This is a genomic window from Agaricicola taiwanensis, from assembly GCF_014635245.1.
In the GTDB taxonomy this organism is placed as follows: domain Bacteria; phylum Pseudomonadota; class Alphaproteobacteria; order Rhizobiales; family Methylopilaceae; genus Agaricicola; species Agaricicola taiwanensis.
On sequence record NZ_BMCP01000001.1, the window covers coordinates 1,214,891 to 1,239,132 of the forward strand.

The 24,242-nt window shown below is 61.8% G+C and carries 26 protein-coding genes; 10 read left to right on the forward strand and 16 right to left on the reverse strand.

Annotated elements, in window-relative coordinates; translation table 11 throughout:
- Positions 1–14 precede the first annotated feature (14 nt).
- On the forward strand, positions 15–263 hold the full coding sequence (locus tag IEV58_RS05760; RefSeq protein ID WP_188408701.1) for an exodeoxyribonuclease VII small subunit: 249 nt from the start codon (positions 15–17) through the stop codon (positions 261–263).
- A 3-nt stretch (positions 264–266) separates the two neighbouring features.
- Positions 267–1,247 (forward strand): magnesium transporter CorA family protein, encoded by a 981-nt coding sequence (locus IEV58_RS05765; RefSeq protein WP_188408702.1) that lies wholly within the window; start codon positions 267–269, stop codon positions 1,245–1,247.
- 9 nt (positions 1,248–1,256) lie between these two features.
- Here the strand turns inward: IEV58_RS05765 and IEV58_RS05770 are convergent, their stop codons facing one another.
- A complete protein-coding gene (locus IEV58_RS05770; protein WP_188408703.1) occupies positions 1,257–1,991 on the reverse strand; it encodes an SDR family NAD(P)-dependent oxidoreductase in 735 nt (244 codons plus the stop codon).
- A 12-nt stretch (positions 1,992–2,003) separates the two neighbouring features.
- Positions 2,004–2,642 (reverse strand): pyridoxamine 5'-phosphate oxidase, encoded by a 639-nt coding sequence (gene pdxH / locus IEV58_RS05775; RefSeq protein ID WP_188408704.1) that lies wholly within the window; start codon positions 2,640–2,642, stop codon positions 2,004–2,006.
- Positions 2,643–2,756: 114 nt separating this feature from the next.
- On the opposite strand from pdxH, the gene IEV58_RS05780 reads away from it, so the two are divergent.
- The 4 genes from IEV58_RS05780 to IEV58_RS05795 all read left to right on the forward strand — a co-directional run bounded on the left by IEV58_RS05780 (position 2,757) and on the right by IEV58_RS05795 (position 5,821).
- On the forward strand, positions 2,757–3,230 hold the full coding sequence (locus IEV58_RS05780; RefSeq protein ID WP_188408705.1) for an RT0821/Lpp0805 family surface protein: 474 nt from the start codon (positions 2,757–2,759) through the stop codon (positions 3,228–3,230).
- Positions 3,231–3,308: 78 nt separating this feature from the next.
- Complete coding sequence (locus IEV58_RS05785; RefSeq protein WP_188408706.1) at positions 3,309–4,277, forward strand: DnaJ C-terminal domain-containing protein; 969 nt, start codon at positions 3,309–3,311, stop codon at positions 4,275–4,277.
- Between the two features lie 142 nt (positions 4,278–4,419).
- The gene (gene fabI, locus IEV58_RS05790) at positions 4,420–5,244 is read left to right on the forward strand and encodes an enoyl-ACP reductase FabI (protein ID WP_188408707.1); all 825 of its coding nucleotides are present in this window, start codon (positions 4,420–4,422) and stop codon (positions 5,242–5,244) included.
- A 4-nt stretch (positions 5,245–5,248) separates the two neighbouring features.
- Positions 5,249–5,821 (forward strand): histidine phosphatase family protein, encoded by a 573-nt coding sequence (locus IEV58_RS05795; RefSeq protein WP_188408708.1) that lies wholly within the window; start codon positions 5,249–5,251, stop codon positions 5,819–5,821.
- Positions 5,822–5,829: 8 nt separating this feature from the next.
- Here IEV58_RS05795 and IEV58_RS05800 read toward each other — a convergent pair whose 3' ends face one another.
- The 6 genes from IEV58_RS05800 to IEV58_RS05825 all read right to left on the reverse strand — a co-directional run bounded on the left by IEV58_RS05800 (position 5,830) and on the right by IEV58_RS05825 (position 14,458).
- Positions 5,830–8,169 (reverse strand): putative bifunctional diguanylate cyclase/phosphodiesterase, encoded by a 2,340-nt coding sequence (locus IEV58_RS05800; RefSeq protein ID WP_188408709.1) that lies wholly within the window; start codon positions 8,167–8,169, stop codon positions 5,830–5,832.
- Positions 8,170–8,280: 111 nt separating this feature from the next.
- Positions 8,281–9,543, reverse strand: coding sequence for a class I SAM-dependent RNA methyltransferase (locus IEV58_RS05805; protein WP_229729203.1), 1,263 nt, complete (start codon positions 9,541–9,543; stop codon positions 8,281–8,283).
- On the reverse strand, positions 9,524–10,267 hold the full coding sequence (locus IEV58_RS05810; protein WP_188408711.1) for a TlyA family RNA methyltransferase: 744 nt from the start codon (positions 10,265–10,267) through the stop codon (positions 9,524–9,526). Before IEV58_RS05810 ends, IEV58_RS05805 begins: the two co-directional genes overlap by 20 nt.
- A gap of 105 nt (positions 10,268–10,372) precedes the next feature.
- A complete protein-coding gene (locus IEV58_RS05815) occupies positions 10,373–11,398 on the reverse strand; it encodes a TadE/TadG family type IV pilus assembly protein (RefSeq protein WP_188408712.1) in 1,026 nt (341 codons plus the stop codon).
- 148 nt (positions 11,399–11,546) lie between these two features.
- Complete coding sequence (gene dxs, locus IEV58_RS05820; RefSeq protein ID WP_188408713.1) at positions 11,547–13,472, reverse strand: 1-deoxy-D-xylulose-5-phosphate synthase; 1,926 nt, start codon at positions 13,470–13,472, stop codon at positions 11,547–11,549.
- A gap of 89 nt (positions 13,473–13,561) precedes the next feature.
- The gene (locus IEV58_RS05825; RefSeq protein ID WP_188408714.1) at positions 13,562–14,458 is read right to left on the reverse strand and encodes a metallophosphoesterase; all 897 of its coding nucleotides are present in this window, start codon (positions 14,456–14,458) and stop codon (positions 13,562–13,564) included.
- A 92-nt stretch (positions 14,459–14,550) separates the two neighbouring features.
- Here IEV58_RS05825 and IEV58_RS05830 point away from each other — a divergent pair, with 92 nt between their 5' ends.
- Positions 14,551–15,141, forward strand: a complete 591-nt coding sequence (locus IEV58_RS05830; protein ID WP_229729204.1) for a L,D-transpeptidase — start codon at positions 14,551–14,553, stop codon at positions 15,139–15,141.
- A gap of 33 nt (positions 15,142–15,174) precedes the next feature.
- Here the strand turns inward: IEV58_RS05830 and IEV58_RS05835 are convergent, their stop codons facing one another.
- Positions 15,175–16,533 (reverse strand): aspartate aminotransferase family protein, encoded by a 1,359-nt coding sequence (locus IEV58_RS05835; protein WP_188408715.1) that lies wholly within the window; start codon positions 16,531–16,533, stop codon positions 15,175–15,177.
- 207 nt (positions 16,534–16,740) lie between these two features.
- Between IEV58_RS05835 and IEV58_RS05840 the strand changes: the two genes are divergently transcribed.
- Genes IEV58_RS05840 through IEV58_RS05850 form a run of 3 tightly spaced genes read left to right on the forward strand, consistent with a single transcriptional unit; the run spans position 16,741 to position 19,709 of the window.
- A complete protein-coding gene (locus IEV58_RS05840) occupies positions 16,741–17,850 on the forward strand; it encodes a YjgN family protein (protein ID WP_268235564.1) in 1,110 nt (369 codons plus the stop codon).
- Positions 17,851–17,853: 3 nt separating this feature from the next.
- Complete coding sequence (locus IEV58_RS05845) at positions 17,854–18,948, forward strand: M48 family metallopeptidase (protein ID WP_188408717.1); 1,095 nt, start codon at positions 17,854–17,856, stop codon at positions 18,946–18,948.
- Positions 18,948–19,709: a DUF1499 domain-containing protein gene (locus IEV58_RS05850; RefSeq protein WP_188408718.1), complete on the forward strand. Its 762-nt coding sequence runs from the start codon at positions 18,948–18,950 to the stop codon at positions 19,707–19,709. The genes IEV58_RS05845 and IEV58_RS05850 overlap by 1 nt, the downstream gene beginning before the upstream one ends.
- 3 nt (positions 19,710–19,712) lie before the next feature.
- On the opposite strand, the gene IEV58_RS05855 is transcribed toward IEV58_RS05850, so the two are convergent.
- The 7 genes from IEV58_RS05855 to sctQ all read right to left on the reverse strand — a co-directional run bounded on the left by IEV58_RS05855 (position 19,713) and on the right by sctQ (position 24,185).
- On the reverse strand, positions 19,713–20,621 hold the full coding sequence (locus IEV58_RS05855) for an MBL fold metallo-hydrolase (RefSeq protein ID WP_188408719.1): 909 nt from the start codon (positions 20,619–20,621) through the stop codon (positions 19,713–19,715).
- Between the two features lie 89 nt (positions 20,622–20,710).
- Positions 20,711–20,902 (reverse strand): hypothetical protein, encoded by a 192-nt coding sequence (locus IEV58_RS05860; RefSeq protein WP_188408720.1) that lies wholly within the window; start codon positions 20,900–20,902, stop codon positions 20,711–20,713.
- Between the two features lie 68 nt (positions 20,903–20,970).
- Positions 20,971–21,249: a hypothetical protein gene (locus tag IEV58_RS05865; RefSeq protein WP_188408721.1), complete on the reverse strand. Its 279-nt coding sequence runs from the start codon at positions 21,247–21,249 to the stop codon at positions 20,971–20,973.
- 138 nt (positions 21,250–21,387) lie between these two features.
- Positions 21,388–22,203 carry a type III secretion system export apparatus subunit SctT gene (sctT, locus tag IEV58_RS05870; RefSeq protein WP_188408722.1) on the reverse strand — a complete coding sequence of 272 codons (816 nt, stop codon included), beginning with the start codon at positions 22,201–22,203 and terminating at the stop codon, positions 21,388–21,390.
- Positions 22,204–22,216: 13 nt separating this feature from the next.
- A complete protein-coding gene (locus IEV58_RS05875; protein WP_188408723.1) occupies positions 22,217–22,486 on the reverse strand; it encodes an EscS/YscS/HrcS family type III secretion system export apparatus protein in 270 nt (89 codons plus the stop codon).
- Positions 22,487–22,522: 36 nt separating this feature from the next.
- Positions 22,523–23,179: a type III secretion system export apparatus subunit SctR gene (gene sctR / locus IEV58_RS05880; protein WP_229729205.1), complete on the reverse strand. Its 657-nt coding sequence runs from the start codon at positions 23,177–23,179 to the stop codon at positions 22,523–22,525.
- Positions 23,169–24,185: a type III secretion system cytoplasmic ring protein SctQ gene (gene sctQ / locus IEV58_RS05885; protein ID WP_188408724.1), complete on the reverse strand. Its 1,017-nt coding sequence runs from the start codon at positions 24,183–24,185 to the stop codon at positions 23,169–23,171. The genes sctR and sctQ overlap by 11 nt, the downstream gene beginning before the upstream one ends.
- Positions 24,186–24,242 lie beyond the last annotated feature (57 nt).

Here is a 24,242-nt window from a genome sequence, read left to right on the forward strand (position 1 = left end):
AGGGAGAATTACCGGTGGCCGATAATCCACAGGACATCACCGCAATGCCCTTCGAACAGGCTCTGGCCGAACTGGAGAAGATCGTGTCCGATCTTGAGCGCGGTAATGTGGCGCTTGATCAGTCGATCGCTCTCTATGAACGCGGCGAAGCGTTGAAACGCCAGTGCGAAGCCCTGCTGAAGAACGCCGAGGCGCGGGTGGAGAAAATCACCCAGGGCCCTGACGGAGCGGCGCTCGGCACCGCTCCGCTCGATGCGGACTAGCCCATGCTGACCGCCTACGCCGCCACCGCGACCGGATTGAAGCGGCTGGAGGTGACGGCCGATCAGGAACTGCCGGAAAACGCCGTTTGGCTCGACTTGCTCCTGCCAACTCTGGAGGAAGACAAGCTGGTAGAGAGGGCGGTGGGCGTCTCCGTTCCCACCCGGGAGGAGATGTCCGAGATCGAAGCCTCCAGCCGGCTCTATGTGGAGAACAGGGCGCGCTACATGACGGCGCTCCTGATCTGTCAGTCCGAGACGGAGCGGCCGTTCACCACCCCAACCACCTTCATTCTGGCGGGCAAGCACCTCGTCACGGTGCGTTACGACGAGCCGCGATCCTTCGCCATGTTCTCCCACCGCGCCTGCAAGGGCGAAGGTGAGGCTCCCAACACCAGCGAGGGTGTGCTCATCGGCATTCTGGAGGCGGCAGTGGATCGCACGGCCGATGTGATGGAGAAGGTGGGCGCTGACATTGACGGCGTATCCAGCCGCATCTTCGACCGCGACGCCGCGCGTGTGTCACGCAAGAAAAGCTACCAAGCTGTTCTGAAGTCGCTCGGGCGCAAGGATGATCTTCTCTCCAAGGCCCGGGAAAGCCTTGCTACCATATCGCGCGTGGCGACATTCCTGTCGGCGGAGATCGAGGGGCTGAAACCCAGCAAGGAAGCGCAGGCGCAACTGCGCACCCTCCAGCGCGACGTGCAGTCCATCAACGACTATGCCGCTTTCCTCGGCAACAAGGTGACCTTCCTGCTCGATGCGCTCGTCGGCATGGTCTCTGTCGAGCAGAACGACATCATCAAGCTGTTTTCGGTGGTTGCCGTGGTGATGATGCCGCCGACGCTGGTCGCTTCGATCTACGGCATGAATTTCCGGCACATGCCTGAGCTGGATTGGCCCTTCGGCTATCCCATGGCGCTCATCATCATGGTGATCTCCGCCATTCTGCCGTACGTTTTCTTCAAATGGCGCAGATGGCTGTGACGGCTCCCGTCAGACGTGCTGACCACCGTTGATGTGTATCTCCGCTCCGTTGAGATAGGAGGACTGCTCGGTGCACAGGAAGTAGATGGTCTTGGCTACCTCGTCGGTTGTTCCGAGGCGGCGCAGCGGGATCTGCTCCACGATCTTTTCTGTGCCCGGCGACAGGATCGCGGTGTCGATCTCTCCAGGTGCGATTGCATTGACGCGGACGCCGAGAGGACCGAAGTCCGCGGCCATCTCCCGGGTGAGGGCGAAAAGGGCCGCTTTTGAGGTTCCATACGCAGCACCCGCGAACGGATGCACGCGGCTTCCCGCGATCGATGTCACATTGACCACGGATCCCTTGGTGGCCTTGAGTTCAGCCAGCAGACCGCGAGCCAGCATGATCGGGGCGAAGAAATTGACCTGGAACACCTTCTTCCAATCATCGAGGCTCGTCTCGATGGTGCCGAGCCTGCTGCCTCCGGCCCCTTTCGGCGAAATGCCGGCGTTATTCACGAGCGCATGGAGCAGCCCGCCATCGAGCCGGCGCCGGGTCTCTTCGATGGCTTCCATCGTGTTTGCCGGATCTGCTAGATCCACCTGGATATGATCTTCCGGACCCATGGCCCAGGGGCATTCCTCGGGGAAGGCATGACGCGAACAGGTGATGACGCGCCAGCCGGCTGCCGAGAACCGCTTGACGGTCGCATGGCCGATGCCGCGGCTGGCGCCGGTCAGAAGCAGGGTTTTACGTTCGGTCATGAATGAGGAGCCTCAGGGATAAAGCCGCGTCGTCGTCCAGCCGCCGGACGGGTCACGCTGGAAAACGATGCGATCGTGCCGGCGGAATGGCCGGTCGTGCCAGAACTCGATGAAGAGGGGCGCGAGGCGAAAACCGGTCCAGTGAGAGGGGCGGGTGATCTCACCTTCGCCATATCGTGCTTCCACCGCCGCGATGTCAGCGATGAAGCGCTCACGACTTTCAAGCGGGCGGGATTGCTGTGAGGCCCAGGCGCTGATGCGGCTGCCACGCGGGCGGCTGGCATAATAGGCGTCGGCTTCCGCGTCATCGACCATGGACACAGTGCCTCTGATGCGGACCTGCCGCGTCAGCGATTTCCAGTGAAACACGAGCGCGGCTTTCGGAACGGCCAGAAGCTCCCGGCCCTTGGCGCTTTCGGTATTGGTGTAGAAGACGAATCCATGGGTGTCGAACCCCTTCAAAAGGACGATTCGCGCGTTGGGCAGGCCGTCCTGATCGACCGTCGCCAGGGTCATCGCGTTTGGATCGCTCGGCTCGCTGGCGGCAGCCTCGCCCATCCATGCGGAAAACAGGGCAAAGGGATCACGTTCCAGCGTAAAGTCACTGGACGTTAACCCATTTTCGTGTCCACTGGCAGTCGTCTGGGGCATCTTTGGGGACCGTGTGTGGTGAGGAAGCTCCCTTATATACATCGTTGCAGCCTAGCGGCAGCTGTTCGTTTCGGCCTTGTGGTCGCGGCCGGCCTCGGCTCCGGTGCATGCAGCATGAGCTTCAAGGTCTTCGGCGATGACGAGGCGTCCGAACCTGTCACGACTGCGAGTATTCCGCCCGCCCAGTCCGCTCCCGTTCAACCGGTGACGAGCACACCTCTTGCTTCGCCCGCCGCCATTGAGACTGCCCCGACCATCACCGCATCCCCTGTCATGATGCCCGGTGCCGCATCCATCGGCCTCACCCCTTCCGACTGGCTCTATGCTCGCGGTGCTCTTGGCCTTGCTTTGACAGGCGCCATTGATGGCCCGCCGGTCCTGTGGGCCAACCCGGAAACCGGCTCGCGCGGCAGCTTCCGCCCGGCCTCGCCCATGGAGGCGCGCGACGGCCTCATGTGCCGCAGATTTTTCGCCACACGCATCTCCAGCTCACAGGAAGACACCGTCGAGGGCAAGGCCTGCCAGACGCCGGGTGGCCAGTGGGACGTGGCTGAGGTGCAGTCGCCGACGGCAACGGCAGCGCTGTAATTCCCCCGTTGCATTTCAGCAACAGATGCCCCACATGATGGCCGTGCGCCGCTCGCGGTGCCCGAAAGGTATACGGCTTTGACTAGAAACCCCTACACCGTTCTCGGCATAGACAAGTCCGCGGGCGATGCGGACATCAAGAAAGCCTATCGAAGGCTGGCGAAGACCCTGCATCCGGATCGCAATCCAGATGATCCGAAGGCTCAGGAGCGCTTTGCCGAGCTTACTTCGGCCTATGATTTTCTGAATGATCAGGAAAAACGAGGCGCCTTCGATCGCGGCGAGATCGACGCTGAAGGCCGGCCTCAGTTTCGCGGATTTGATGGGTTCGGCGGCAGCCGGCAGCGGCGCTCGGGTGCTGCGGGCGGGACCGACAGCATCTTCGAGGCCTTCGGGTTCGGCCCGGGCGGCGGCTTCTCCAAAAGCGGCCGGAGCGCGGGCCCCGGCGTCAATCCGGAAGACATCATAGCCGACATCTTCGGTGGCGCAGGTGCGGCACGCGGCTTCACCGCCGAAGGCCCGGCGGCTCGCAAGGCGGATGTCACGCTGGACGTGACGGTGCCGTTCCAGACCTGGGCGCGGGGCGGAAAGACCCGTGTCACGCTGCCCAACGGAAAAACCGTGGATGTGACGGTGCCGGCGGGCATCACCGAGGGCAAGACGATCCGCCTCAAAGGGCAGGGTGGTCCCAATCCCTACGGTGGGCCGGCCGGTGACGCTTTGGTTGCGGTCAAGGTTGCCCCGGATACCCGCTTTCGGGCAGAGGGGCTGAACGTCCGGGTGGACGTGCCTGTCACCCTTTATGACGCCGTGCTGGGTGGAAAGGTCGTCGTGCCGACGCTTGATGGGTCGGTCGAGCTCAAGATTCCGGCGCGCACAACGGGAACGCGCACGCTGAGGCTGAAGGGCAAGGGCATCATACGCGATGGCGCGACCGGGGATTTGCTGGTCACGTTGCGCATCACGCTGCCGGATCGTCACGATGCGGAGCTGGAAGCCTTGGCCAAACGAATGCGGGAAGGCGCTCCGTACGATCCGGGGCAGTGATCCGCGTGATCGCCGGAAGTTAAGGTTATCAAAATGAAAATACCGCTGCGGCCGTCAGGACAGGCCGCAGCGCTTGAAGCCAGACCTCGCCCTGTGCAATGAGAAACATTCTTATCTGCGGACCGGTTTGCGAGGAGTACCCATGACCGAGGCGAAAGGTTTGATGGCCGGGAAACGCGGCCTGGTGATGGGTGTCGCCAACAACCGGTCGATTGCCTATGGCATTGCCAAGGCCTGCGCCGCGCAGGGTGCCGAGCTCGCGCTGACCTACCAGGGCGATGCGCTGAAGAAGCGCGTCGAACCTCTCGCCGCCGAACTCAACGCCATTCTGGCCGGCCATTGCGATGTGACGGACAGTGCCTCCCTCGATGCCGTCTTCGCCAACATCCAGGAACAGTGGGGCAACATCGATTTTCTGGTCCACGCCATCGCGTTTTCCGACAAGGATGAACTGGACGGCCGTTATATCGACACCTCGGCTGACAACTTCAACAAGACGCTTTTCATCTCCTGCTATTCGCTGACGGCGGTGGCTCAGCGGGCGGAAAAGCTGATGGGCTCAGGCGGATCGATCCTGACGCTGACCTATTACGGCGCGGAAAAGTGGATGCCGCATTACAACGTCATGGGTGTCGCCAAGGCCGCGCTGGAGGCAAGCGTCCGTTATCTGGCCGCAGACCTCGGACCCCAAGGGATCCGCGTCAATGCCGTATCCGCGGGCCCGATAAAGACGCTGGCCGCTTCCGGCATCGGCGACTTCCGTTACATCCTGAAGTGGAACGAACTCAACGCTCCGCTGCGGCGGACTGTGACCATCGAAGAAGTGGGCGATAGCGCGCTTTATCTTCTGTCCGACCTCGGGCGCGGCGTCACGGGCGAGATTCACCACGTCGACTCCGGTTATCATGTCGTCGGCATGAAGAACCCCGAGGCGCCTGATCTCACGCTGGCCGCCAAGAACGACTGAACGAATGCGGCTTTGCGTCGTTCGCCATGGCGAAACCGACTGGAACGCCGAAGGGCGGCTTCAGGGCCAGCAGGATATTCCCCTTAACGGGCGCGGTCGTGCCCAGGCGGAAGGCGTCGGGCATATCCTGCGGCAGGATGGCTCATGGGCAGACGCGGACTTCATTTCCAGCCCGCTTCTGCGCACACGCCACACCATGGAACTGATGCGCGAGGCCATGGGCCTTCCAGCATCAGGCTATCGTGTTGAACCGCGCCTGGCGGAACTGACCTTCGGCGACTGGGAGGGCTTGACCTGGCCGGAAGTTCGGGCGCGCGATGAGAAAGGCGCCACCGCGCGCGAGTTCGACAAATGGGGTTTCGTCCCGCCCAACGGCGAAAGCTATGCCATGCTTCAGGAACGATTGGAGCCGTGGCTTGGCACGATCAGGGACAGCACGGTTATCGTCAGCCATGGCGGCGTCGCGCGGGTGCTGCTGGCGGTTCTTGGCAGGGTCGAGGTCACGCTGGCGCCACTGCTTGATATTCAGCAGGGCCGCGCCCTGGTATTCGACGATGACACTTACCACTGGCTGTAGGGGCGGCCTCAACCCACAGCGACCTGCCGCTGACGTGGTTCATCTTCGGCTTGGTAGTGCCCGGTCATGCGCGCGAAGGCGATGATGGGCATGGGGGCGCCGAAAATATCCCCCTGTGCTTCAAGGCAGCCTTCCTGCTTCAAGAGCTCAATCTGCTCGTAGGTGTCGCACCCGGAAGCGCTGACTTCGATATCCAGCGCCCGACCAAGACTCGATATGGCGCGCACCAGCGCCATATTGTCAGGATCACCCGCCATATTGGCCACAAAGCTTGAATCCATCTTGATCCGGTCGATGGGGCAACTGCGCAGGCCGGACAGCGATGTTGCGCCGGTTCCGAAGTGGTCCACGGCGATCCTCACGCCGAGCATTTTCAGGGCGGTCAGCGTTCCGCTGTTGCTGGCGTGCCGCTGCTGCAGCGTTTGCTCGGCAACGTCGATCTCAAGCCGTGCCGGTGAGAGACCAGTCTCGGCAAGCGTTTCACTGACAAGCGAAACGAGAGCTCCATGAAGCTGTGTCGGGGCGAGATTGACCGAGATGCCGAGAGGATTGGGCCAGCTCGCCGCTTCGGCGCAGGCTCGGTGCATGACCCGTCGGCCAAGAGCCGGCATGAGGCCGATCTCCTCGGCCAGGGGCAGAAACACCGTGGGGTTGATCCAGCCGCGCAGATGGTGTTTCCAACGTGGCAGGGCCTCAAAGCCGGTCACCTTACCATCCTCGAGCCGCACGATCGGCTGATAATGCAGCACGATGTCATCATTAATGACCGCGGACCGCAGGTCCGTCGCGAGAAGCCGGCGCTCCCGGAGCTGTTCGTCCATGCCCGGCTCGAATATCCGGAACGTGCCCCGCCCGCTGTTCTTCGCGCGGTAGAGCGCCAAGTCGGCGCGGGTCAGGAGGCCTTCCGCGTCTTCCGCGTCTGAGGGATAGATGGCGATGCCGGCGCTGGCACCAACGGTGATCTTCAAACCATCCAGATCAAAGGGTTCCGCGAAGGCCGCGATGACGCGGCGCGAGGCGGTGATGGCTGAATCCGGCTGGGTCGCGGCGCATTGCATGATGACGAATTCGTCACCGCCGATACGGCCGACGACATCGTAGGTGCGGAACACACGCCTCAACCTCTCGGCGGCCAGGCGGAGAAGCTGGTCGCCGGCGGCATGGCCGAAGGTGTCATTCACCTCCTTGAAGCGGTCGAGATCGAGGCAGATTACGGCGAATTCGCCATTGGAGCGGCTTGAACGGTTTATCTCCTGCTCAAGGCGATCCAGGAACTGCGTCCGGTTCGGGAGGCCGGTGACGGGGTCGTGGTGCGCCAGGAACTGGATGCGCGCTTCGGACAGTTTTCGCTCGCGAATATCCCGGATCGCGTAAACACGATGCTTGCTGTCGTGAAGCATGACGTCGCGCATGAAAATCTCGGCGGCCTGGCTGCCGCCAGCGCCGGAAATTTCCGCTTCGATCCGATGTGTGCCTTCCCTTTCCAAGTCCGTCAGGCACGACGGATCGGTGAGCAGGCTGGTAAATTTGATTCCGGTGAGATCGTCGTGCGGGCGGCCGATCAGTGAGGCAAAGCTGAGATTGGCGTGGACGATCAAGGCGTCCTTGCAGACCACGATACCCTCGAACGCCACATTCGCCAGCGCGCGCATGCGGTCCATCTCTGCCGAGGCCTTCCGTCGCCGCCGGTTGCCGAACAGCAGTGCAAGACTGAATGCGATCACCACGCCCGTGGTGACGAAAAAAGCCGACGGCATGTCCTGAGGACCAGCGACCGGTATCGAGGCCCAGGCAAAGGCGGCTTGATAGTCAAGCGCGATTCCCGAGGTGATATACGTCAAGGCGAGCGTCATGGTGATCGCCCCGCCCAGGACGCCGCGTTGGCCGCTCAACCGGCGAAAGAGGTAAGTCGAGGCGGCACCGAGCACCGCGGCTCCCCCAAAGGCAAGGATCATGGAACTGCCGGTCAGGGAAAAGCCCACGGGCAGCACGGATCCCGACATCAGCAATTGCTGTCCAGCCGAAAGGCCGATGCCGAGCGCCGCCCCAACAGTAACCCACACGAGCGGCACGCTTGCGCGTACAACCACCTGGAACGCGCCGAAGGCGAGCAGCGCGATGACAACGAAAGTGCCGATATTCAGGATCGGTTCAAATTCCGCTCCGAAAAGGCCGTTCACTCCTGCCGTGCCGATGAACTGCATGCTCCACATGCCGCAGCCCAGCACCGCCGCCGCTGCCGCATTGGCTCTCATCCGGAAGCGTGAGGACCGCCCGCCCCGCTGTAGGAGGCCGAAGGCGGTCAACGAAGTCAGCAACCCGATCACGACAAGGAGGAGTGATGCCATGGCCGCATGCGGCGCTAGGCTGATATCTGAAACTGGCACGGATCCTCACTGCCCCTAGTGATGTCGACCGATGGCCATCATCTTCGAGGTCCGTGGAAGAACGCTTAATAGTCAGGGTAAATTGCGTTTCTTGGCTAGCGTCGCGACCACTTCTACATGCGCGCTATGGCAAAACTGATCAACAGGTGTGATGCGCGTCACGGTATACCCACCGGCGGTAAGTATCTGCAGGTCCCGAGCAAGCGTGGAGGGCGAGCAGGATACCGACACGAGGACGGGGACGTTGCTGGCGGCCAGCTGCCGCGCCTGTGCCTCGGCGCCGGCTCGAGGAGGGTCGAACACCACGGCGTCGAAGCCAGCGAGCTCACCTCTGTGCAGGGGTCGGCGGAACAGGTCACGGGTTTCAACCGTGACTCGCTTCAGACCCTGAGCGTGCCGCCGCGCATGATCGAGGGCCGCGCTCGCCGCCTTGTCGCCCTCGACGGCATGCACGCTCGCACGCTCAGCCAGTCTGAGCGCGAAGGTGCCGCAGCCAGAGAAGAGATCGGCGATCCGCGAGGATTTGCCCACCGCCCTCACAACCAAGGCAGCCAAGGCCTCCTCGCCCGCCTCAGTCGCCTGGAGGAAGCCGCCGGCGGGCGGCTGCACCGAGGCGCGGCCGAACTGGATGACCGGCGCCCGCCGCTCCACCACGACCTGGCCATGCACGGAAAGGCGTGCAAGGTCGTGATGCGCGGCAAGATCGATGAGCTTGAGGCGCTGGCCTTCCGTAAAAGACCCCAGCCCCCGGATATCCAGATCGATGCCGCTTTGCGTTGAGGTGGCGGCAAGGTCAAGGGGCTTGCCGCTCGATGCAAGACTGAGTGCGATCGACCGCAGGGAAGGCAGTGCTGCGTTCAGCGACGGCACGAGTATGGGGCAATGCTCGATCGGCACGAGCGCATGGCTGCGCATTTCGGCAAAGCCGACGGTGATCCTCTCGCTGTTACCGCGCCGCGCGTGCAGTGTGACACGGCGGCGTCCGGCGCCATGCGCATCGATGCAAGGATCAATCTCGGTGGTGATGCCTGCCGCCTGAAGGACCTGTCTCACCTGTTCTGTTTTCCAGGCGAGGTAGAAGCCGGGAGACATATGCTGGGTCGAGCATCCGCCACAACTCCCGAACAGCGGGCAGAACGGAGCGATCCGATGAGGTGAGGGATCGACCACCTGCAGAAGCCTCGCGCGACCCGCCTCCACATCAGCCGCTACATCCACCACTTCTCCCGGCAGGGCGTGAGGAACGCGCAAGGTGCCGGCGTCCGCGAAGGCGAGGCCTTCGCCGCGTGACCCAAGCCGTTCAATGGTGACCCGATCAGGTGCGGTCTGCGGCAAGCAGATACTCCTCATTGCCATCACCCCCGCGAATGGGGGAAGCGAGCGCTGGGCGCGCTACCCAACCTCGATCCGACAGCCACGTACTGACATCTTCCACGGCTTTGGCGCGAAGGGCCCCATCACGAACGATCCCGCCCCTGGCAAGACCCGAGCGCCCGACTTCGAACTGCGGTTTCACCAGAGCGATCAGAACGGCATCCGCAGTGGCAAGCTGGAGTGCCGCTGGCAGTGCTTTGGTCAGGGAAATGAAGCTCACGTCCGCCACGATGAGCGAGGGCGGCTCCGGAAACTGATCAGGCGCCAGATCGCGGGCGTCGACACTTTCCCGCAACGTCACACGAGCTTCGCCGCGCAGGGAGACGTCGAATTGATCGCGGCCGACGTCCACCGCCGTGACATGATAGGCGCCTCTTTCAAGCAGGACCTGCGTAAAACCACCTGTGGAGGCACCGACATCCAGGCAGTGACGCCCGGCGACATCTACAGCGAAATGATCAAGAGCCGCCGCCAGCTTCACGCCGCCCCGCGACACCCAGGGATGTGCCGGAGCGGCGGTGACAACGGCATCCGGAGATATCAGACGTGCAGCATCGGTGACGGTCTGTCCGTTGACCGTAACGCCGCCAGCCGCGATCGCGGCCTGCGCTTTGGCGCGGCTGCTGAAGTGGCCTCCGCTGACAAGGGCGCGGTCCAGCCTTTCGCGCGGCGGGGAAGATGCCATGGATTTCCTGCGTCGCTCCGGCAGATCATTCGACGCAGGTTATGTAAGGGTGACGTGCTTCTCCGGAAAGACGCCGAGATGTCGCGTTAAAGCCGGACGAAGAGGCTAACGATAGAGAACGACCATGAATTCCGGATTCTGAGGGCATTGAAATATAATGCGGATGTCGTTGTAGTCGCTGTCGGAACCATCCCGCGGCGGTGGCCGATCTTCCCAACCGTAGTAGATGTATTTGTCTTCGTCGCACTCCTTATCCAGAGGTTTGGGCGTGCGGTTGGAGCCAGTCGGTATGATGCCACCCTGGTTCTTTGGCTTGCATTGAGCCAACGTGTCACACACGATGGCCTCGAGGATCTTGGACCCGCCGAAGTCATACTTTTGAATTCCGTCTTCGATGACGGTGTCCGAATAGTACCGATAAAGATCTCGCGGACCTTCCCAGGCGGCTCTGTTGTTTTTCGCCCAGGCCACATTGTGAAGCATGACGCTCAGGGTCTCGTCCCCGGTGCATCCAGGCATCGTGTAGTTATAGACCGTGCCTGCGTTGTCGGAGATGGCGGTCAGGTCCCGGCGTCCTTTGTCAGGCTCGTTCTTCTTGTTCTTGTCGAAACAGTAAACGTAAATTCTATTGTAGTCCGCCGCATCTCCATCCAGGAACAGGACCTCGGGCTTCTTGACCGGTTTGGGGAGAATCTTCGCCACTGACCGGATGCTGACCGGTATGTCGCCTCCAAAGCCTGGCAAGGCGTTCAGGATCATGGTCCGCATGGTTGCGGACATGGCGATCTCGAATTCATCAGCCGAGGTCCAGCGCGTGATGATCGAGAAGGATGTGAAATCGTCCGGATGCTGTTCCCTGAACTGGGAAAGCACCTCGTTCAAGCTGTTCCACGCGTTATTTGTCTTGTCGACGGCGGCCGTCAATGCCGCCGCATCGGAATATTCCTGCATGGACGTGCGCATGCTGCTTGCACGCGCGTAGTCCAGGGCAACTCCCATGAAAGCAATCAGTGGTATCGCCACAAGAGCAAAGATGACGGCAATGCTGCCGCCATCATGATGGCGGAACAGCCGACGGCCTTCCTTGGCCACCCGACTACCAACCGCCGTGACATCGCCTGCCCAGCCCATCGCCACACAGCCCCTAAATCCAGTATTCGTGAAGTTACTGTAATTCAGGTGCGGGCTTTTGAATATAATGTCGCCAATTCACCATTAAAAATTATATAACGGGAAGTATAAAATTCGTTCTTCGCCCCGGCGCGACGTCGAATGTTTCTTAGACAAAGCGGGCTTTCCGGCCTTCGGACCGATCGATGCCGAGCGCCGTGAAAACCGTCGTGCAGATAGCGGCGCGGTCCACGCCGGCTTCCATGTATTGACGTGCCGGCGTGTCGTGATCGATGAATCGGTCAGGCAGGGCCAACGTCCGGATCTTCAGTCCGGCATCGAGGGCCCCCTCGGTGGCCAAGAGCTGCAGAACGTGAGCGCCGAACCCGCCCATCGACCCCTCCTCGACCGTGACCAGCACCTCATGTTCGCGGGCGAGCCTGAGGATCAGGTCCCGATCGAGCGGTTTGGCGAACCGTGCGTCGACAACCGTGGTGGACAGGCCATGCGCTGCGAGTTCGTCCGCCGCGGCCATACATTCCGCAAGCCGAGGCCCGAGAGACAGGAGCGCGATGGTTGATCCCTCTCGTACAATCCGCCCCTTGCCGATGGCCAGCGGAGCGGGGTCCTCCGGGATGGTAACGCCGACCCCCTCGCCGCGGGGATACCGAAGCGCGGATGGCCGATCGTCGATGGTGATCTGAGTGGCGACCATGGCGGCGAGCTCCGCTTCATCGGCAGCCGCCATGATGACGAAATCCGGCAGACAGCTCAGGTAGGCGATATCGTAGGCGCCGGCATGGGTCGCGCCATCGGCACCGACGAGGCCGGCCCGATCCAGTGCAAAGCGCACCGGCAGCTTCTGGATAGCGACGTCATGAACCACCTGATCGTAAGCACGCTGCAGGAATGTCGAATAGATCGCGCAGAATGGCTTCAGTCCTTCGGTGGCGAGGCCCGCCGCGAAGGTTACGGCATGCTGCTCGGCGATACCGACATCGAATGTGCGGTCGGGAAAGCGCTTGCCGAAAACATCGAGGCCGGTGCCTGACGGCATGGCGGCTGTGATGGCGACCACACGATCATCTTTCTCCGCTTCGTGAATGAGGCTCCGCGCGAAGACGCCTGTGTAGCTCGGCGCATTTGATTTGGCCTTGGCCTGCGCCCCGGTCGCCACGTCGAACTTGCTGACGCCGTGGTATTTGTCATCGGAGGCTTCGGCGGGCGCATAGCCCTTGCCCTTCTGCGTCACCACATGCACCAGGATGGGCCCGACAGGCGCATTGCGGACATTGCGCAGCACCGGCAGCAGGTGGTCGAGATTATGACCATCGATGGGGCCGACGTAATAGAAGCCCAGTTCCTCGAACAGCGTGCCGCCCATGGCCATGCCGCGCGCATATTCTTCTGCGCGTTGCGCGCCCCGTTCCACGAACTTGGGCATCCGTTTGACAAGGCCCTTGCCGATTTCGCGCAGCGTCAGATAGGTGCGACCCGAGACAAGACGCGCGAGATAGCCGGACATGGCGCCCACCGGAGGCGCGATCGACATGTCGTTGTCGTTGAGAATGACCACAAGACGCGAGCCGAGGGCGCCGGCGTTGTTCATGGCCTCATAGGCCATGCCGGCCGACATGGCGCCGTCGCCGATGACGCAGACCACATGATTGTCGGCCTCGGCGATATCCCGCGCGACGGCCATGCCGAGGCCGGCGGAGATGGAGGTCGACGAATGCGCGGCGCCGAACGGGTCGTATTCGCTCTCGCTGCGGCGAGTGAAGCCGGACAGACCACCGCCCTGGCGAAGCGTGCGGATGCGATCACGCCGGCCGGTGAGAATCTTGTGGGGATAGGCCTGGTGACCCACGTCCCAGATGAGCCGGTCGCGCGGCGTGTCGAAGACATAGTGAAGGGCAACAGTCAGTTCAACGACACCAAGGCCAGCACCGAGGTGACCGCCGGTGACGGAGACGGCGTCGACGGTTTCCGCGCGCAACTCATCGGCGAGTTGGCGCAGGTCGGTTTCCGGCAGCTTGCGCAGCTCGTCCGGCACGGTCGCGGCATCGAGCAGCGGCGTCTTCGACGTCTGTCTCACCCTTCATCCTCCACTTTAGCCGGCCGAGCGTTACACCAACCCTTGAGGTGGGGCAAACCACAGATCGCCGCAAGGCATAGAGCCGAAAGTCAGTGCCGGCCGAGGGTCACCATTACGATTTCCGGCGGAACGCCGAAGCGGACGGGAACTTTAGAGGTCCCCAGGCCGCCCGAGACGATCATATGTCGTCCCTCTTCCACGATGTGCCCATAGCGGAACCTGTCGCCATATTGTGACGGCACGAAGGGATTGGGCAGACCTTTGATATTGATCTGGCCGCCATGGGTGTGGCCGGCCAGCGTAAGGCTGATGCGGGTGGGAACCCGGACGAATATGTCCGGCTCATGGATCAGCAGGATGGCTGGATCGTCCGTTGTCATTTTCGCGATCGTGCCGGGAAGATCGTCGACGCCGCGGAAGGTGTAGGGCGCGATATAATAGGCGATCTGGTCACCGATCCCACCCAGCCAGAACTTGCGACCATCTTTCTCAAGATGAAGGGCGTCGTTTTCCAGAATGGGAATGCCAGCCCGCAGAACAGCGGCGCGCACCGCGTCCCGATTGAACCACCAGTCATGGTTGCCCAGGATCGAATAGAAGCCCAGCGGCGCAGCCAGCCGCTTCAGGGCACCCGCCCAGGCATCTGGTGGAACGTGCTCGGTGATGAACGGATGGGTGGCTTCGTGATCCCCCAGATGGACGATCAGATCCGCGTTCAGGCTGTTGACGAGGTCCACCATCGCTTCAATGCGGGCGAGTGGCATATTGGGGCCGCCGGCATGAACATCGGAAACAACCGCAATGGTCAGGGGAAAGTCGTCTGGCCATCCCGGCGGCGTCAAATGATAATCCGTCACCACGAGTCGTACCGCCGGCTCGATGTAGGCCGCATAGGACAGGCCCGCCGTCCCCCCCACCAGGAGGCCGCCCCCGGCTGTGATCAGGCGGCGGCGGGTGATGAGCCGGGAGGGAGGAGGCTGTTCCATGCGCGGTAGCTATGGAGGTACGATGTTAACGCTCAGTCACTAACATGCGCAACGACTGCGGCGCTGCCGTCGCTGGGGCTGGAGACGAACGTATGGCTATATTGAAGTTGATGCGCTTGGGTGCGCTTTTGATGGGGGCGGGCTTGCTGGTGGCAGGATGCACCACCTCAGGCGGCATGCCGGGGCAGGCATTGGGTTTCGCAGCGGCGCCGCTGCCGGCGGGCGTTGATCCGAAATATCGCCGCACAACCGTGAAGGATCCGACAGGCCAGAAGCCCGGCACCATCGTCATAGATACCTCCGAGCGCTTCCTCTATCTCGTGCAGCCCGGCGGCAAAGCCCTGCGCTATGGCGTCGGTGTGGGGCGTGAAGGCTTCGCCTGGAAGGGCAGCGCCTCCATCGGGCGCAAGGCCGAATGGCCGGGCTGGACGCCGCCGCCCGCCATGCGCAAGCGGCAACCGGGACTACCGGCTCATATGCCCGGCGGCATCAACAATCCGCTCGGAGCCCGGGCGCTCTATCTGCACAAGGGCGGCCGCGACAGCCTTTACCGGATCCACGGCACCAACGAGCCGCATACCATCGGCCGGGCCATGTCCTCTGGCTGCATCCGCATGGTCAATGAGGATGTGATCGACCTCTACAGCCGTGTTGGTCCAGGCACGCGTGTGGTGGTGAAGTAACCGGGAGGGAACGGCGCCACCGGCGCTGTTCCATCAGTCACGCAATGCCGCTGTTCGATCGAGCGCCTTCTCAAGCCGGTCGAACAGCATTTCAAGCTCTTCATCGGAGATGATCAGGGGCGGGCAGATCGTAACGGTGTCGTTGGCAACGGCGCGGACGATCAATCCCTGCTCCTGGGCGAACGACACGGCCTTGGCCGCGGTCATGCGCTTGGGATCGAACGATCGCTTGCTTGCCTTGTCGGCAACCAGTTCGACCGCACCCACAAGACCCATGCCACGGGCTTCCCCCACCAGCGGGTGCTCGGACAACGCCCTCAGCCGCTTCTGGAAGGTCGGAATAATCGCCCTGACCTTTTCCAGGATCCCGTCGCGCTGGTAGATCTCCAGCGTCTTCAAGGCCACGGCTGCGGTGACGGGATGGCCGGAGTAGGTCGTGCCATGGCCGAAGGTGCCGAGCTTGCGGCTCTGCTCGGTCAGGGCATCGTCCATAGCGTCGTCGACGAGCACCGCGCCAATGGGCAGGTAGGCCGAGGACAGCGCCTTGGCGACCGAAATCGAGTGCGGCCGCATGCCGAGCATCTCGGAGCCGAACCAGGTGCCGAGGCGGCCGAAGCCGCAGATGACCTCGTCGGCGATCAGCCTGACGTCATAGCGCTCCAGCACCTCCTGGATGCGCGCGAAATAGGTAGCGGGCGGCACGATCACCCCGCCGGCGCCCATGACGGGCTCGGCGATGAAGGCGGCCACCGTGTCCGGCCCTTCTGCCTGAATCAGTGCGTCGAGCTCTTCTGCAAGCCGCGTCGCGAATTCCTCCTCGCTCTCATGCTCACGTGCAAAGCGATAATGATGCGGGCAGGAGGTATGGAGGATCCCGGGCAGGGGCAGGTCGAAGTCGAGGTGGTTTGCCGGCAGGCCCGTGAGGCTGGCCGACGCCACCGTGACGCCATGGTAGGCCTTCTGGCGGCTGATGATCTTTTTCTTCTGCGGCTGGCCGAGCGCGTTGTTCATGTACCAGATCATCTTGATCTGGGTATCGTTGGCCTCGGAGCCTGACGAGCAGAAGAAGGCCTTCGCCATCCCGGGCGCCAGTTCCTTCAGCTTTTCCGCAAGCTCGATGGCCGGGTCGTGGCTCTTGCCGCCGAAGAGATGCGAGAAGGGAAGCTTGCCCATCTGCTCCGCCGCGGCTTCCACGAGTTCGCGATTGTTGAACCCGAGCGATGTGCACCAGAGACCTGACATGCCCTCGAGGTAAGGCTTGCCGTCGGTGTCATAGACGAAGACGCCTTCGCCCCGCTCCAGGATCAGCGGACCGGTGTCCCGGAACGTCGCCAGGTTGGTGTAGGGGTGGAGAAGCGTCTCGACGTCGCGTGTTTGCAGATTGCTCAGCATGATCAACTCCAGTGAAGTGCCGAGCCTAGCAGCCAAGCCGGCGCTGCGACACCGTCAAGCTTCTTGTGTCCGCTCAACTTTCGAGGCACAGCTTTCAATGGGAATTGTGTGCACGGGGGGTGTGCGATGGACGTTGGGGATGGTGGCCATGCACCTTGGTCACGCGGGGAAATTGTAAGGCCAGAGGTTCACGCACCGGTTGGGGATATGGCCGGCATGCTGATCCGGGGCGGTCTGCTGCAGATCGTCACCCTTGGTATCTATCGGTTCTGGTACACCACAAACATCCGCAAGTTTCTCTGGGGTCGGACAAGCGTCAAAGGCGACGCGCTTGAGTATACCGGAACGGGCAAGGAGCTCTTCATTGGCTTCCTGATCGCAATGGCGGTTCTCCTTCCGCTCTATCTAGCGATTGCGGTGCTTCCGATCATACTCGAAAGTCCTTTCATCTACGTGGTTTTCCTGCCGGCGACCGCATTTCTTGGCCAGTACGCCGTCTATCGATCTCGGCGTTACCGGCTGACTCGCACCGCCTGGCGCGGTCTTCGTTTCCATCAGACCGGATCAGCCTGGCGTTATGCCGTCCTGTCTTCCGGCTGGACAATCGCTGTTATCCTGAGCGTGGGCTTGCTGTATCCTTTCGCGCGCGCGAGCCTGGAGCGGTTTAAGGTCAACAACACCTGGTATGGCAACCGGCAAGCCACATTTTCAGGGACGGGCAGGAGCTTCTATGCGCAGACCTGGCAGTTCTGGCTTATCGTCATTGGGCCAGCTGCAGCTATTGCAAGGTATAGTTACTACTCAAATAGCTGGATGATGACCTTTCACGAGCCGAAAGAAATTTTTATTTCTATATTTATCATTTTTGACAACGCTGTCACTTGGTTACTTATTGCCGGCTTCCTCCTGCTGCCGTGGTTCTGGGCGGCCAGCTTCCGTTGGTGGGCCGATAACATCCGCTTTGGAGATGCGCGCGCACATTCGGAACTGCCCGGCGATGCCTTCTACGGACCCTATGTGCTGTACGGTCTCAGCCTTGTCGGGCTCGGCATCCTCGTCGGACTTCCCATTGGAGTTTTCACATTCCTGGAAAGCGAGGCGCTGACAGCGATCGCCACGGGTGTCGGCTACATCATCTATTTCGTGGGTCTCGGCGTGCTCTACCAGCTTCTGGTAGCCCGTGCGGTGTGGCAGCGGCAGTGGGAAAGCCTGAACATCGAAGGCCTCGAGGATCTGAACTCCGTGCGTGCGCTCGGGGAGCAGGCGACAGCCTTCGGCGAGGGTCTTCTGGACGCACTGGATGTCGGAGGCATTTGAAGCGTGCGCGGCGCTGCTGTTTTCTTCGATGGTGAAACCAGCGCCCGGCAGGCGATCGGCATCGAGGTAGGGCCGGAGCATCTGCGTCTTCGAGGCGTTGCGGATGCCCTCATAGCCGACTGGCCTTGGTCAAAGGTGGAGGTGATATCCGACGATGCCGGAATGCTGCGGCTGCGTCATGCCGATGGCCCGGAACTGGCGCGGCTCGAAGTTGCCGATGAGGAGTTGTCCTCAGCCATCAGGCAGGCCGCCGACTTTTCGTCCCGCCGTGTACGAGACAGCCGGTCAGCGCGTCGCATTGCTCTCTGGAGCGGTGCGGCCATCATCTCGCTCGCCTTCACCGGGCTCTTCGGCATCCCGCTCGCTGCAGGGATCATCGTGCCCGCCTTGCCGTTGTCTGTTGATGAGGCGCTTGGCCGGTCAGTTGATGGCAACATCCGCAGGCTGCTGGAAGAAGGTGAGGGCGGAGATTGCGGTGCTGGTCCTGAGGGTGCTGCAGGACGCCAAGCCCTCGACAAGCTTGTTGCCCGGCTGGAAGGGTCGGCAAACCTGCCGTTCCCGCTCAAGGTGGCTGTGGTCCGCAACAACATGGTCAATGCCTTCGCCACCTCGGGCGGCTATGTCTATCTCATGCAGGGCTTCATCGATGAGGCTGAAACACCGGAGGAAGTAGCCGGGGTGCTTGCCCATGAAATCGGCCACATCGCGGCGCGGGACGGAACGCGCCGGGTTATCGAAACCACCGGCACCTCTTTCCTCTTTGGCACGGTATTCGGTGATCTCACGGGCGGCGGCGCACTCGCCGTGGGTGCGCAGGTGCTTGCCGAAAGTGCCCATTCGCGCGAAACCGAGCGGCAGGCGGATGCCTTTGCGCTTAACCTGATGACCAGCACGAGTGTCAGCCCGGCCGGATTGGCCGACTTTTTCCGCCGTGAGGCGCGCAGCAGCAGCGATGAGCGTTTCGCCATCCTGTCCAGCCATCCCGTCAGTAGCGAAAGGCTGGAGGCGATCGAGCGGGCGGCCACAGCTGGCGAGAATCAGCCCATTCTGACGGAGGATGAATGGGCGGCTTTGAAGGAGATCTGCGGAGATGACTGATGCGCGGCTATGAGGAGGAACCGCTGTCTCGTGCCGCGGTCCTGTCGCGTCTCATCGCTCTCTTCGCCATCCCGGTCACCGCCATCGCCGTGCTGGTCGCCCGCTCCGGGCAGGTCGAGACCATTCCCGCCGTTGCGGCGGTAGCGTCGGGCCTCCTGCTGGCGCTCCTGGCCGTCCTTCTGGCCTTCGTCAGCTTCGGTTCCATCTGGGTCAACGGATACCGCGGTGGCCGGCTGGCCTGCATCGGGCTCGTGATCGGGGCGGCTCTGCTTGCCTATCCCCTCTATACAATCGCCGACGGATTGTCTTACCCGGCCATCGCCGATGTCACCACGGATGTTGCGAACCCTCCCGCGTTCAGGGGTGCGGTGCTTGAGCGGCAGCTGGGGGAGAACTCGCTCGTCTACGGCGGAGAAAGCGTCGCCCTCGATCAGTTGGCTGCCTACCCGGAGATCGTGCCTGTCACAACGGATCTGCCACCGGAGGAAACGCACGCCATCGCGCTGCAGCTGATGCGGGATCGAGGCTGGCGCGTTATCGCCGGTGAGAAGCCGGGAGAGGGCGGCCTGTCACAGATCGAGGCCGTGGCATCATCGCCTCTGCTCGGGTTGAAAAGCGATATCGCCGTGCGCATCCAGCCTCAGACGCGCGGCAGCCGCGTCGACATGCGTTCGGCGTCGAGATTTGGGTCACGGGATTTCGGCGCCAACGCGCATATCGTTCGCGGCTATATGACCGAGCTTCTGGCTGCCACGCGTTGACCTTCAGGCAGGCTCGAACAGGCCGTCCAGGTGAGGAGCGCTATCACTGATGACCAGCCCGCGGTCGACGAGGTCGATAAGGTGCGCCAGCACCGATAGCCCGGCCGCGCGCTTCAGGCGTGGATCGAGCCCTGGATAGGTCGCCTCGACGATTTGCGCGATGGTCCGGTCGCCGGCCGCCAAGCGTGCCCTGATCGATCCCTCCCGCGTCCGCCGATGAGACTTCAACGCCCGCATCAGCCGGCGCGGCGCGGTGACAGGAGCACCGTGAGCAGGCAGGAACAGCCTGTCATCGCGCGCCAGCAGTCGGTCCATCGATCGCATGTAATCGCTCAACGAGCCGTCAGGAGGCGCGATCACGGTCGTGGACCAGCCCATGACGTGATCGCCCGGAAAGAGAATGCCGGTGCCATCAAGAGCGAAAGCAAGATGGTTGGACGCGTGCCCGGGTGTGGCGATAGCCATGATCGACCAATCCTGCCCACGCACACTCTCCCCGTCCGACAGCACGTGATCGGGTTGGTAGGTCGGCTCATGTCCGGCCTCCACCGTCCCGGTGTTTGCCGCACTGTAGCTGGACAGGCTGAGGGGCCGGCATCCCGCCACCATCGCGCCGGTCGCTTCGGCCAGGGCTTGAAGGCCGCCGGAGTGATCGCGATGGGTGTGGGTCAGGAATATATGACTGACGGTCTCGCCTTTCAGGGCCGCCAGCAGAGCATTGAGATGCCTGTCGTCATTGGGACCGGGATCGATCACGGCAACACGGCCTCGGCCGACGATGTGCGTTGCGGTTCCGTTGAACGTGAAAGGCCCGGGGTTGGGTGCCAGCACACGACGAATGCCGGGAGCGACATCGGTCAGTATTCCGTAGCGATCGTCGAAGGTGTGGTCGAGTGCAAGAGGCGTGGACATGACGCCCGACAGTTAGATCAGCCGCGCTTGAAAGGCAAAAAAGCCCGCCTCAGGAATGAGGCGGGCCTGAATATGAGCATGCGCTGTTATCAGCGCTGTTGGTTTGGCGACCGGTTCTGATCCTGTTGACCGCGACCCATACCGCCCTGCTGGCGATTGGGATCCTGATTTTGTTGATTCTGCTGGCTTTGCTGGTTCTGCTGACCGCTTTTGTTTTGGTTTTGCTGACGGTTCTGTTCGTCGGTGTTTTTGTAACCACCGCCTTTATTCTGGTTATTCATGGCGTCTCTCCCTGAACGCCCCTCAGCGCCGAGATCACAACGTCTCGACGCTCATTTTGTTCCAGGCGCTACAAGCCGAGAGATGCCTCGTCGATCTCGTCATTTTCACCGGGAACGGACAGTTCGTCCGTCACGGGAAAGGCGAGCACGACGTCCGTGATCGGGCCATCGGCTTTGCCGCGCATGTAGCGGTGGAGCGCGATGCAGGAGCCGACGACGCGTGGTTCCTGGTGCAATCGCTCAGCGATTTCGCTGACGGTCAAACGGCGATCGAGCGTGGCGGCGACAGTGCCGACAATCGACGCGTAGAGCGCATTGCTTGGCTGACTGGGCAGGACCGATTGCATGGCGGCATACCTCCCTGTTGATGCATCACTGCTTGTACTTTTTTGGCCCGTCCGGGCATTTTTTATGCAGGTCAGATTACACCCCAATGACGCATTTGTGCCAGCCCCTGCAAGGCAATGTGATAGCCCGGGCCGCCGTCAGCCTTTGTTGACCGTCATATTCTCGAGGAAATCAGGGATCTCCAGGAGGAATGCCGTGTTGCCGTTCATGTACTCGATCATGAAGGCGCAATAGGCGACCATGAGGATGACGAAGACGGCATTCTTCACGCTCAGCGACAGATCGAAGACCTGAAGCGAGGGAGCGGCGCGCGACACGAAGGCCAGCGAAATGTCGGTGATGAGCAGGGTGATGATGATCGGCCCAGCCAGAATGATGGCCATGCTGAACAACCTGTCGAGCAGGTTCAGGGCGATGTTTGCCGAAGAGGTGTCCAGCAACGGCCACAACTGGTCGATCGGCCAAAGCGCATAGCTGTCGTAGACGCCACCAAGCATCATCATGAAAGCGCCGCTGGTGAAGAACAGCGCCACCATGATGATCGACAGAAAGGTGCCGGTGATGTTGAGTTCGCTGAGAAACAGCGGGTCGAACAGCTGCGCGGAACTGGCGCCGCGCTGAAGATCCATGACTTCGCCTGCCGTTTCCGCCGCCCAGATGGGAATGCCGAAGATGATGCCGAGCACCACCCCGATCGCAACTTCTTTCATGATGAGCATGCCAACCATCATTCCGCCGGGGAGGTGGCCCTGCTCCATGGTGGCGAAAACGTAAGGCACGACGGGAATGGCAAACCCCAGAGCGATGCCGCCGCGCAGCAGCATGTCGATGCCCATCCGTGTAAAGATCGGCATGATGGACACGAAACCGATGAAACGGGCCATGGCAAAGCCCAGCACTAGGATGTAGTCCTCCAGCTGGTTCAGAAGTTCGCGGGGCAGATCGATCTGCATGTCTCGCCCGGCGTCAGCGCGTCATCTTGGGAAAATCAGTGAACAGGACCGTTGCTTGCTGAGACACGAGCTGAGCCATCACCGCGCCAAATGTGATGATGAGCAAAAGGACCGTTAGAAGCTTCACGGCCTGGGGCAACGTCTGGTCTTGGATTTGCGTCACTGCCTGCAGAAGGCCGATGGTGAAGCCGATCGCGACAGCCACAAGCAGCACCGGCCCGGAAATATAGAGCACGGTCAGCAAGGCGTTATTGACGCTGGCAAAGATGACATCCCGGATCAACGTTCAGCACCTCTGTGGGAGCGGGAGCTCGGGAAACTATCCATAGCTGAGAACCAGTCCCTGCATCAGGCGGGTCCAGCCATCGATGCTGACGAACAGGAGAAGCTTCAGCGGAATGGAGATCAGCGTGGGCTGCACCATCATCATGCCCATGGCCATCAACACGTTCGACACCACGAGGTCGATGACGAGGAAGGGTAGATAGAGCAGGAAGCCTATTTCGAAGGCGCGTGTGAGTTCCGACGCGATGAAGGACGGAAGCAGGATCACGAAATCGTCTTCCGAGACATTTTCATGGGCTTCAGCCGGCCAGATGCTTGCGGTGGCCTGTGCAAAGAAGGATCGGTGGCGCGGTTCGGCATAGCGGGCGAGGTGCGCCTGCACGGGCTCTTTCACCTGTTCGGCCGCCGCCATCCAGCCATCGACGGATTCCAGCGATATCGGCTGCGCGACCAGCCTGTTCTGTATGTCCGTCAGGATGGGCGCGGACACATAAACGGTCAGGATGAAGGCGATGGCATAGATGACGAGGTTTGGCGGCGCCTGCTGGATGCCAAGCGCGTTCCGGATGATGATCAGAACCACCGAAAGCTTGAGGAAGGCCGTCATCGTCACGACGAGAAACGGTACTAACGCCAGCGCTGACGTTAGGAGGATGAGGCCGGTAAAATTGATGGTCTGATCACCGCCCACTGAAGATCCTCGTCACTTCAACGCCGATGCTGTCGCCGATCGAGACGATTGAGCCGCGCCCGATCTTGCGGCCGTTGGCCACGATGTCGACCGCCTGATCGACAGGTTTGCCAAGCGGCAGAACCGATCCGGAGCCCAGGCGCTGGACTTCAGCTAAGGTCAGTTCAAGCCGTCCGATCTCAAAGGTGACCTTCACCGGAAGATCGCCGATCTCGGTCTTGTCGGAGGCGTTTTGGCTCGAGGATTCGGGTTGCTGTTCCATGCACCACTCCAGGGCTGATCCGCGGGCGCGCGTAGCCGCCCCTTCAATCTTGAGGCCGCGTGGGCCAAACGAGGCAGGAAAAATGAGGTGATCGCCAACCACGACGAGCGGCTTGGCGGAGCTCTCGGCGATGTTCTCGACCAGGATCACATCGCCCGCTTGCAGGGCTGTAAGTTCGTCCACGCTCAGGCGGCTTGCAGCAAGACAGACGGCGACGGGGAAATAAAGGTCACTTCCGCCGTGCCGGCTCGTGGGTTGACCATCGATCATCGTCGCCAAAAGCCGCGCCCCAGCGGTCGACAGTCCGATTGATCCACGTGATGAGCCGAGATGTTCGATATCGACGTTGAAGTCGACGATCACGGCCTCCTCGTCGGGAATATCTTTCAAGACAGAGGTCAACAGGATCGGCCGGCCAGCCTTCTCTTCCAGTGCGTCGAGGCTGGAGGCGAACAGCGTCTCCAGTGCAAGGGCCGCGTGAGCGGTGGGATGCGAGGCTAACTGCTCGTCGAACCGCTCGATAAGCGACGAGAACACCGGACGCCCGAACGCTATCCAGCCCGGCTCGTCTCCGAACGTCAGTCCAAGGACCACATCAGGCTCATCGCCTTCGCCGAGCGCCTTGCTCTGGAACGACATCTGGCCCTTCAAGCCATCGACCGTGAAGGTGAGCGGCGGCCTGCTGCCATGAAAGGCGTTCTGTATCGCCACCTGGCCCGCCGGAATGCTCCGGATTTTGAGCATCGTGGCGGCTTGCTCTGATCGGATGGGCTCGTTTGTCACGTCAAAAATCCAACGCTA